Genomic DNA, 7,788 nt, shown 5'->3' with positions numbered 1-7,788 from the left:
GTGTATTATGTTAATTTTAGAAAATCTTCACTACTATTATTTTAAAATAAGCCTTATATCCAAGCATAAAACAAGGTTGTCTAGACTTCTTTTAACAGTAAAGTTATCATAAAACTGAATTTTATTTTTTAGGTAAGTTTATGCATTCTATCCGCATTCGTTAAGACACAACTATTTGCATAGTGACACTATTTTATAATGGTGGGCTTTTGTTGTGTCTTTAAGAATATATGCGGATATATAAAGTAAAAGTATGCTTAATTTATAAGTATGCTTTTAGTGCATAGTTTCCAGTTATAACTTAATTGACTAGCTATTTGTCCACCCTGTGGATGAATAGCTTTTTTTTTGGGAGGACACTGTGATGCTAGCTTTTGTTTTCACCTAAATCCTGTTTGCTGCATAAAAAATTTCAAGAGCTAAACAGGAGTAAATAAAAATGAGTTTAATTATTAAAGCGAGAAACATACGCTTGGATTATGCTGGGCGTGATGTTTTGGATATTGATGAATTGGAAATTCACTCTTATGACCGTATTGGTCTTGTGGGTGATAACGGAGCAGGAAAGAGTAGTTTACTCAAAGTACTTAATGGCGAAATTGTTTTAGCCGAAGCGACATTACAGCGTTTTGGTGATTTTGCACATATCAGCCAACTGGGCGGAATCGAAATAGAAACGGTCGAAGACCGGGCAATGTTATCTCGCCTTGGTGTTTCCAATGTACAAAACGACACAATGAGTGGCGGAGAGGAAACTCGTGCAAAAATTGCTGCCGCATTTTCCCAACAAGTACATGGCATTCTAGCGGATGAACCAACCAGCCACCTTGATCTCAATGGAATAGATCTACTTATTGGTCAACTTAAAGCATTTGATGGAGCATTACTTGTTATCAGTCATGACCGATATTTTCTTGATATGGTTGTAGACAAGATATGGGAGTTAAAAGACGGTAAAATTACGGAATATTGGGGTGGTTACTCGGATTACTTGCGTCAAAAAGAAGAAGAGCGACAACACCAAGCCGTAGAATATGAGCTGATGATGAAGGAACGGGAGCGATTAGAATCTGCTGTGCAAGAAAAACGCCAGCAAGCTAATCGATTAGACAATAAGAAAAAAGGAGAAAAATCCAAAAACTCTACCGAAAGTGCTGGACGACTTGGGCATGCAAAAATGACTGGCACCAAGCAAAGAAAACTGTATCAGGCAGCTAAGAGTATGGAAAAGCGTTTGGCTGCATTAGAAGATATTCAAGCACCAGAGCATTTGCGTTCTATTCGTTTTCGTCAAAGTTCAGCCCTAGAACTGCACAATAAGTTCCCGATTACGGCAGATGGTCTGAGCTTAAAATTTGGTAGCCGTACTATCTTTGATGACGCTAACTTTATAATACCGCTTGGCGCTAAAGTCGCTATAACTGGATCGAATGGAACAGGGAAAACGTCCTTGTTAAAAATGATATCAGAACGTGCTGATGGATTAACCATATCTCCAAAAGCTGAAATTGGCTACTTTACACAAACAGGATATAAATTTAACACGCATAAATCTGTGCTCTCCTTTATGCAGGAAGAGTGCGAGTACACAGTTGCGGAAATTCGTGCAGTATTGGCTTCAATGGGGATCGGAGCGAATGATATTCAAAAAAACTTATCCGACTTATCGGGAGGTGAAATCATCAAACTGCTTTTATCCAAAATGCTTTTAGGAAAATATAATATTTTGCTTATGGATGAACCAGGAAACTATCTTGACCTAAAAAGTATTGCCGCATTAGAAACAATGATGAAGTCCTATGCAGGAACTATTATCTTCGTATCTCATGACAAGCAATTGGTCGATAATATTGCTGACATTATCTACGAGATCAAAGACCACAAAATCATCAAGACTTTTGAGAGAGATTGTTAATGATAGCCAATCTAATCCGAACATTAATTATTGAACTCTTTAAAGGAAATTAAAAATGACAATTCAAGATATTCAATCACTTGCTGAAGCACACGGCTTGTTGCTTACGGACAAAATGAATTTCAATGAAATGGGCATTGATTTTAAGGTCGTTTTTGCTCTTGATACAAAGGGGCAACAATGGTTGCTGCGTATTCCTCGTCGTGATGGCATGAGGGAACAAATCAAGAAAGAAAAACGCATTTTAGAATTGGTAAAAAAACATCTTTCTGTAGAGGTTCCTGATTGGAGAATTTCATCTACAGAATTAGTGGCTTATCCCATACTTAAAGATAATCCTGTTTTAAATTTGGATGCTGAAACCTATGAAATAATTTGGAATATGGACAAAGATAGCCCGAAATACATAACATCTTTGGCAAAAACCTTATTTGAAATCCATAGTATTCCTGAAAAAGAAGTTCGGGAAAATGATTTGAAAATTATGAAACCTTCAGATTTAAGACCTGAAATAGCAAACAATTTGCAGTTAGTAAAATCTGAAATTGGTATAAGTGAGCAATTGGAAACCCGCTACAGAAAATGGTTGGATAATGATGTTCTATGGGCAGATTTCACCCAATTTATACATGGCGATTTATATGCTGGGCATGTACTAGCTTCAAAGGATGGAGCTGTTTCAGGCGTTATTGATTGGTCAACAGCCCATATAGATGACCCAGCGATTGATTTTGCTGGGCATGTAACTTTGTTTGGAGAAGAAAGCCTCAAAACTCTAATCATCGAGTATGAAAAACTAGGGGGTAAAGTTTGGAATAAACTATATGAACAGACTTTAGAAAGAGCAGCGGCCTCTCCTTTGATGTATGGTTTATTTGCCTTAGAAACTCAAAATGAAAGCCTTATCGTTGGAGCAAAAGCTCAGTTGGGAGTTATATAATTTAAAAATATGATTGCTGAGAACTGCCTTGTTTTGAAACTTGGTTGGCTTTAATTAGTTTTTAGTATTCTTTATAGAAAATGCCTCGATCAAGGGGCATTTCTAACAATCATTTAACATAAAATTTCTTATGCGAAATTACATACCAACTTTAACCACATTGTGGACAGGTTGGATTTTAGAGATAAGAAAAACTTCTAGGGCATTTGCTAAATAAGCCGTATCACGCTCAAAGCCTATTGTAATGATGGATCCAGCATCTTTCAGTCTTGGATCTATCGCAATATATTCAGTTTTATCTTCATTCCATCGGCAATATTTCATTACCCTGGCGCTTAAGCCATTACCACGATAACGGCCAGCACCTCTAGAAGTCCCAACACCGATATAAGTCACTAAATCCCCTTTGACAAACGCATATACACCTTGTTTATCGTAATTAGGAATTTTTCCAAAATTAAAATGTACTGGTGACCATTCAGGAGGCTTTCCTAATAGGTCTACATTCCAGTGATGTTCGAAGAATAATTCTGTATTACGTATTAACTTATTAAGTGTTGGATCTTCCACTACTTATCCCTCAAAATTTATAAATTAAAAAGCTTTCGGTCACGCTCATCTGTTAAATACTTATCCATCTGAGCAATTAATTTAGCTCTGGCTTGTTCATCATCTTCAGTGATCTTTAGCATACAGGATCCAATTAAAATTTTGCGTCTGGTATCATCCTTTCGAGCTTGTTCTTTCTCTTTAGCACGTTCTCTTGCCAGTGCTGCCTGTCTTTGAGCCTTTAACTGCTTTAGCTTTTCTTCCTGTGCTTTGATTTTGCTGTCTAGTGTTTCAGTAACGCTCATTAATCCAATACCATCATCCTGGGAAACCATCCCTAACATAAGCGCACTTGAATATGCATTCAAGGTGCTATATGTATAGTAATGTTTTCCTCGAAGAGCGCACTTATGCAAACTTCGTTTGCAAGTACGATTGGGGTCTCCCCAATACCCCGACAACCGTATCCACGGTTGTACTTCACTACGTGAAAATTTAAAAGCGAAAATAGGCATGGCGATTTACCACTTTTCAGTCAAAACCGTAGCACGATCAGCAGGGCGTTCCGCTACTGCTGCGATTGCCTATCGGGCAGGTGAAAAGATCTATTGTGAACGTGAGGGCCGAGAACATGATTACAGCCGAAAAACAGGTGTGGAATATAAAGAAATTTATTTACCCGAAGGCGCACCAGAACATTTAAAAAACCGGGAAAGACTCTGGAACGAAGTTGAACAACGGGAAACCCGAAAAAACTCGACAGTTGCCCGAGAATTTGAAATCGCTTTTCCAAGTGAATTAAATCAGGAACAACGCCTGGCCATGCTCGAAGAGCTATGCGCCAGTATCGTGGACAGACACCAGGTAGCCGTCGATGCCTGTATTCATGCACCGCATACTGGATCTGGTAGTGATGAACGCAATTATCACGCGCATATCCTGATGAGCACACGCAAACTTACTCAGGAAGGCTTCACCGAGAAAACCCGGGAACTGGATCAGAAACACAGTGGAGAAATCGAACACTGGCGCGAACACTTTGCCGATATCTGCAATATGCACCTGGATCTGGCTGGATACACTGCCCGAGTCGACCACCGCAGCTACAAAGACCAGGAGAATGGTTTAGAAGCCACGCTGCACGAAGGGCCGAAAGTCACCGAACTGCGCCGAAAAGGGATTGAGACCGAAATCAGCCGAAGCAATGACGAAATCAAACAGAGAAATCAGGCTCAGCTGCAATACAGCAAAAATATGGATCTGCTGATTGCTGAAAATGAGATCAAACTCAGCACACTGAAAACAGAACAGCAGATCCAAATCAAAAATAGCGCTAAAACGCCACCAATTGACGAAAAAGCCCTGTTTGAGGAAAAACAGAGGGAAACCCTTGGCAAAGTGCTAAAACGCGAAATCAGCGCAAAAGACGCGAATCTAGACCTGGATTTCATGCAGCGTAATCTCAAACAAGCCGAAATAACCCTGACCAAGCACCACAAACATCAAAATGAGTTCAATCAGCAGCTTGCCCAGGAGATCGTGAAAAGCGGACTCAAGCAAAGTCATGACAAATTGCAAAGCCTGGTCGATCAACACAACGAATTAACTCAGAACAAACCCTTACTGTTTGGAAAAAAAGCCTGGGAAGCCCAACGTGATGCGATTTACCAGGAGCACAAAAAGCTGAAAGGTCAGCATGAACACCAGAAAAAACATGGTGTGAAGGATTTATTGGAAAATGACAAATTCAAAGAACATGCCTGGAAGCAGTACCAACAACAACATCCAGCCAAAGCCAAGCAATACCAGACTCTATACCCATCCTATCAAGTCATTAAAAAATGTGTGGATGAGATCAAAGCAGAACAACAGATGAAACTCAGACAGGAACAACAGCTCAAAGCACAGCAACATGCGCCTAAAATGAAATCTCGTGGCATGAGTCGCTAAACAGAGCGAGTGTCTACGAGCGAACTGAGAAAATTTGCCCATCCCTTTCCCTGATTACAAGCTCCCTATCCATCAATCACCTGCTTTACAGAGCATCCCGAATGGGTGCGAACTTTCCAAATTTGATTCCTAAACCGAGCGTAGCGAGAAAAAAAGCTCATGAGCGAAGCGAATTCCGAGCTGCTTTTGATCTTGCTTTTGCTTTTTCTCAAATTCACGAAAATATGAACCAAAAATTGCCCCGACGAATCGAGCGAAAGCGAGATTCAATAGAGTTTGAGCGAAGCGAAAACCAAGGGCAATTTTTTACTCCCTGGGCTTTTAATTATTTTTAAGCTTTTAAATGCTTTTAATTAAGCTGTAATCCTTTATTCATAATGGTTCTAGAGATATTAAAACGAGGTTTACCTTGCATTAAAACGAGGTTTACCTTGCATTAAAACGAGGTTTACCTTGCATTAAAACGAGGTTTACCTTGCATTAAGCGAGATAATTATATAACCTCGTCTTATTGAATTAAAAATATAATCTTTTCATATGAAAACAGAACTAGTTGTTAAAGATAACGCCTTAATCAATGCCAGTTATAACCTCGATCTAGTTGAACAGAGGTTAATTCTCCTAGCTATTGTTGAAGCAAGGGAATCGGGTAAAGGGATAAATGCTAATGATCCACTAACAGTTCATGCTGAAAGTTATATTAATCAGTTTGGTGTACATCGAAATACGGCTTATCAGGCGTTAAAAGATGCTTGCGATGACTTGTTTGCAAGACAATTCAGTTATCAGAGTCTTAGTGAAAAAGGTAACACTATTAATCACAAATCAAGATGGGTGAGCGAGGTGGCTTATATTGATAATGAAGCTGTCGTTAGACTTATTTTTGCCCCTGCTATTGTGCCTTTAATTACTAGGTTAGAAGAACAATTTACAAAGTATGAAATACAACAAATAAGTAATTTAACAAGTGCTTATGCTGTTCGTTTATATGAAATATTGATTGCATGGCGTAGTACTGGAAAAACGCCTCTCATAACTATGTATGATTTTAGACAAAAAATAGGTGTACTCGAGACTGAATACAAACGAATGTATGATTTTAAAAAATATGTTTTAGACATTGCATTAAAACAAGTAAATGAACATACCGATATTATTGTCAAAGTTGAACAGCATAAAACAGGTAGATCTATTACTGGTTTTTCATTTAGCTTTAAACAGAAAAAATCAGCCACGCATTCAGTCGAATCTAAAAGAGATCCGAATACATTAGACCTCTTTTCAAAAATAACAGATAAACAACGCCATCTATTCGCCAACAAGCTCTCAGAGCTTCCTGAGATGAGTAAATATTCACAAGGCACAGAAAGCTATCAGCAGTTTGCTGTACGTATAGCTGCCATGCTGCAAGATGCAGAGAAATTTAAGGAATTACTTCCTTTACTCAGAAAATTAGGATTTCAATGACATTGTTAATTGAAATTGTTAAGTTAACAGTCAGGTATTAACACAAGTTGAAAACTGGTTTACATAATGAAAAAACTGTCAGTTTCAGAGTTAGCTAAGCTTTATGGATATTCAAGACAAGCCATATATGCACATATAAACAAAGGAAATTTATCTAAAGGATCTGATGGATTAATTGACTTTTCAGAGGCCCTAAGAGTTTTTGGGGAACCACAAAAAAAAGAGGATACAGTCAATCAAAGTCAATCAATTAACAGTCAAAACTTGACAGAAGTTGACTTACTAAAACGTCAAGTTGACATACTGGAAAAACAATTAAATCAGGCAATACAGAGAGAAAATCAATCTTTAGAACGTGAATCGTTTTATCAAGAACAGATTGAAGCTATGCAGCGCTTACTAGAAGCACCAAAAGCCAATATGACTACCTTTACCGATCAGAGCTTTAAACAGGATATAGCAACGGATCCTCGGTCGGAACTAGCAACGAACTATGACGAATTGACTACTCCTCAGCAAGACAATAAGCGTATTCCTATCCCGGAGCATGTTGAACCAGAACAGAAGAAGAGAGGCTTCCTAAGCCGCTTTTTCCTTCCATATGGTTAGCCAAGACTCCAGTTTTTTGAAGAGCCAATTTCAGTGCAAGCACTTGAAATAATGACTCCTCAAAAAACCGGATGATGTTTATTAAAACTGAATAAAACCGTGGAACATCGCTCAATTAGTGATCGTGGAACATGAATAATCAATAAAAAGCCGTTCTGGTGCCCTATACTCCAGAACGGCTTACGTTAATATAATGATATTTAAAGAGAAATATCAAGCATTTCGTATAACGTGTATTATGTTAATTTTAGAAAATCTTCACTACTATTATTTTAAAATAAGCCTTATATCCAAGCATAAAACAAGGTTGTCTAGACTTCTTTTAACAGTAAAGTTATCATAAAACTGAATTTTATTT

At 38.1% G+C, this 7,788-nt stretch carries 8 protein-coding genes; 6 read left to right on the top strand and 2 right to left on the bottom strand.

Annotated features, from left to right (window positions below; translation table 11 throughout):
• Positions 1–439 precede the first annotated feature (439 nt).
• Together msr(E) and FTV32_RS15200 are read left to right on the top strand one after the other, a co-directional pair.
• Complete coding sequence (msr(E), locus tag FTV32_RS15205; protein ID WP_000052512.1) at positions 440–1,915, top strand: ABC-F type ribosomal protection protein Msr(E); 1,476 nt, start codon at positions 440–442, stop codon at positions 1,913–1,915.
• Between the two features lie 55 nt (positions 1,916–1,970).
• Positions 1,971–2,855 (top strand): Mph(E) family macrolide 2'-phosphotransferase, encoded by an 885-nt coding sequence (locus tag FTV32_RS15200; RefSeq protein ID WP_000155092.1) that lies wholly within the window; start codon positions 1,971–1,973, stop codon positions 2,853–2,855.
• A 138-nt stretch (positions 2,856–2,993) separates the two neighbouring features.
• Here the strand turns inward: FTV32_RS15200 and FTV32_RS15195 are convergent, their stop codons facing one another.
• Positions 2,994–3,425, bottom strand: coding sequence for a hypothetical protein (locus FTV32_RS15195; protein WP_039090891.1), 432 nt, complete (start codon positions 3,423–3,425; stop codon positions 2,994–2,996).
• A gap of 17 nt (positions 3,426–3,442) precedes the next feature.
• A complete protein-coding gene (locus tag FTV32_RS15190; protein WP_088749624.1) occupies positions 3,443–3,709 on the bottom strand; it encodes a mobilization protein in 267 nt (88 codons plus the stop codon).
• A 208-nt stretch (positions 3,710–3,917) separates the two neighbouring features.
• Between FTV32_RS15190 and mobQ the strand changes: the two genes are divergently transcribed.
• From mobQ to FTV32_RS15170, 4 genes are all read left to right on the top strand, one after another.
• Positions 3,918–5,354, top strand: a complete 1,437-nt coding sequence (gene mobQ, locus FTV32_RS15185; RefSeq protein WP_107111964.1) for a MobQ family relaxase — start codon at positions 3,918–3,920, stop codon at positions 5,352–5,354.
• A 101-nt stretch (positions 5,355–5,455) separates the two neighbouring features.
• Positions 5,456–5,689, top strand: a complete 234-nt coding sequence (locus FTV32_RS15180) for a hypothetical protein (protein ID WP_068553069.1) — start codon at positions 5,456–5,458, stop codon at positions 5,687–5,689.
• A 202-nt stretch (positions 5,690–5,891) separates the two neighbouring features.
• Entirely contained in the window at positions 5,892–6,821 is a 930-nt protein-coding gene (repM, locus tag FTV32_RS15175; RefSeq protein WP_068553070.1) for a replication initiation protein RepM, read from the top strand.
• A 66-nt stretch (positions 6,822–6,887) separates the two neighbouring features.
• Positions 6,888–7,430 (top strand): plasmid replication DNA-binding protein, encoded by a 543-nt coding sequence (locus tag FTV32_RS15170; protein WP_004896925.1) that lies wholly within the window; start codon positions 6,888–6,890, stop codon positions 7,428–7,430.
• Positions 7,431–7,788: the final 358 nt, after the last annotated feature.

The sequence above is a fragment of the Acinetobacter sp. YH16032 genome (genome assembly GCF_013417345.1).
Classification (GTDB): domain Bacteria; phylum Pseudomonadota; class Gammaproteobacteria; order Pseudomonadales; family Moraxellaceae; genus Acinetobacter.
The sequence above is the reverse complement of the archived record's forward strand: the minus strand, read 5'-3'. Positions and strand labels throughout refer to the sequence as shown.